Genomic DNA, 1,783 nt, shown 5'->3' with positions numbered 1-1,783 from the left:
GTGCATCCGCCGCGCTCAAATCCCGCCCTTCATACGTGAGGCTCGCTTTTCTGAACGTCACTTCTCGCCCCTCAGGATTCGTCCAGGTTTCCTGGGCAAGCGTCACCAGGCCAGCTCGCTCCAGCCCCTCCACCAGCCGGTCGAAATACCTGCGGTCCTTGCCGACGCTGGCTTCGGTAAAGAGCCGTCCTGCCGCCATCGCGCGATTGGTCTTCAGCACCACGAGAATCTCCCGCAGATCGCGCTCCTCGGCCAGCGTCGCTTCCCCATAGCGCTGCGCCGCAGTCAGATGAGGAGCGCAAAAATCGCAATGCCCGCACGGCCGGCGTGCTCCGGCTGCATCGCCAAAATGTCGCACCAGCGACGCCATCCGGCACTGCGGCCTCTCCGCGAACTCCACAATCCGTTCCAGCTGTTCCCGCCTGTGCGCTACCTGCGTCCTGTATCCCAGGCGCCAGCCCTCTGCCCCGGTCGCGCGTACCTGGCCTTCCATGTCCAGTTGTGCGGCGCCCTGCGAACACAGCTTCTCCACCGCCTTGCCGAAGGTCTCCGGCTCCATCTTTAACCGTTCCCACAACTGCTCCGGCGCCTCGAAGTCCGCTGTTAGAACCCGCACCACCCGATCCAGATCTTCCACCGGCGGCTAATCGCGGTCGAAAAAGCTCTGGTGGATCCGCCGATCCGCAAAGCTGTGCAGCAGGATCGCCCGCGACGGCTTGCCATCGCGACCCGCTCGGCCAATCTCCTGGTAGTAAGCTTCCACCGAACCCGGCAGCGCCGCGTGCATGATCGTCCGGATGTTCGCCTTGTCGATCCCCATCCCGAACGCGATCGTCGCCACCACCACTTCCAGTTCGCCCACCTGGAACTGCCGCTGCACCCGCTCCCGCGTCCCCGATTGCAGTCCCGCATGGTACGCAGCCGTTGGGAAGCGCTCGTTCAGTTCCTCAGCCAGAGCATCGGCCGATTTCCGCGAGGGTGCATACACAATCGCCGGCCGCCTCGATTCCACCGCAAGAAACGCCGCCACAAATTCCGCCCGCTCTGGCTTCGACATCTCCACTACCTCAATCGCCAGGTTTTCGCGCCGGAACCCATGGATATAAAGCGCAGGATCGGCCAGTTTCAACTGGGCAACGATGTCCTTTTGCACGATGGGTGTTGCCGTCGCCGTCAGCGCAATGACCGGCGCCGGCCGCAGCAGCGGCAGATAATCCCCCAGCGTCCGGTAATCGGGCCGGAAATCGTGACCCCATCCGGAAATGCAGTGCGCCTCGTCGACCGCGATCAGCGACGGCCTGCGCCGCGCCAGCATCTCGGGAAAACCCGGCACCCGTAACCGCTCCGGTGCAATAAACAGGAACTGCAGCGCGCCATCGAGATAAGCGCGGCAGGCCTCGCGAGCCGCCTCGCGCGGCAGCCCGGAATGGATGCGAGCCACCTTCAGGCCTTTGGCTGTGAGTTTGGCCGCCTGGTCGTCCATGAGCGCAATCAGCGGACTCACGACCAGGCCTGTGCCGCCTCGCGCCACCGCCGGCAACTGATAGCACAGGCTCTTGCCCGCGCCCGTCGGCATCACCAGAAGCACGTCGCGGCCCTCCGCCACCGAGCGGCAAACCGCCTCCTGGTTCTCGCGGAAGCCCGAATACCCAAAAGTGCCCCGAAGCAGCGCAACAAGATCCATCGAAACTCTATCTTCCCACCTTCGCCGCACGCCCATTTCAAATTTAGGGTGGCCCATTCAAGCCATCTTTTGGCTTGAGTGGGTAACGCTTCCCTCAAC

2 protein-coding genes are annotated in these 1,783 nt (G+C 63.8%); both read right to left on the bottom strand.

Features of this window, described 5'->3' with window-relative positions; translation table 11 throughout:
* Positions 1-637: RecQ family zinc-binding domain-containing protein (locus WCB02_RS38095; RefSeq protein ID WP_423967232.1), on the bottom strand; the 637-nt coding region annotated here is incomplete at its 3' end.
* 6 nt (positions 638-643) lie between these two features.
* Positions 644-1,684, bottom strand: a complete 1,041-nt coding sequence (locus WCB02_RS38090) for a RecQ family ATP-dependent DNA helicase (protein WP_423967229.1) — start codon at positions 1,682-1,684, stop codon at positions 644-646.
* Positions 1,685-1,783: the final 99 nt, after the last annotated feature.

The organism is Bradyrhizobium sp. (assembly GCF_049581145.1).
Taxonomy (GTDB): domain Bacteria; phylum Pseudomonadota; class Alphaproteobacteria; order Rhizobiales; family Xanthobacteraceae; genus Bradyrhizobium.
The sequence above is the reverse complement of the archived record's forward strand: the minus strand, read 5'-3'. Positions and strand labels throughout refer to the sequence as shown.

Excerpts from the sequence above, each read along its gene's own strand:
- WCB02_RS38090 (WP_423967229.1), bottom strand. The coding sequence starts at position 1,684 with ATGGATCTTGTTGCGCTGCTTCGGGGCACTTTTGGGTATTCGGGCTTC.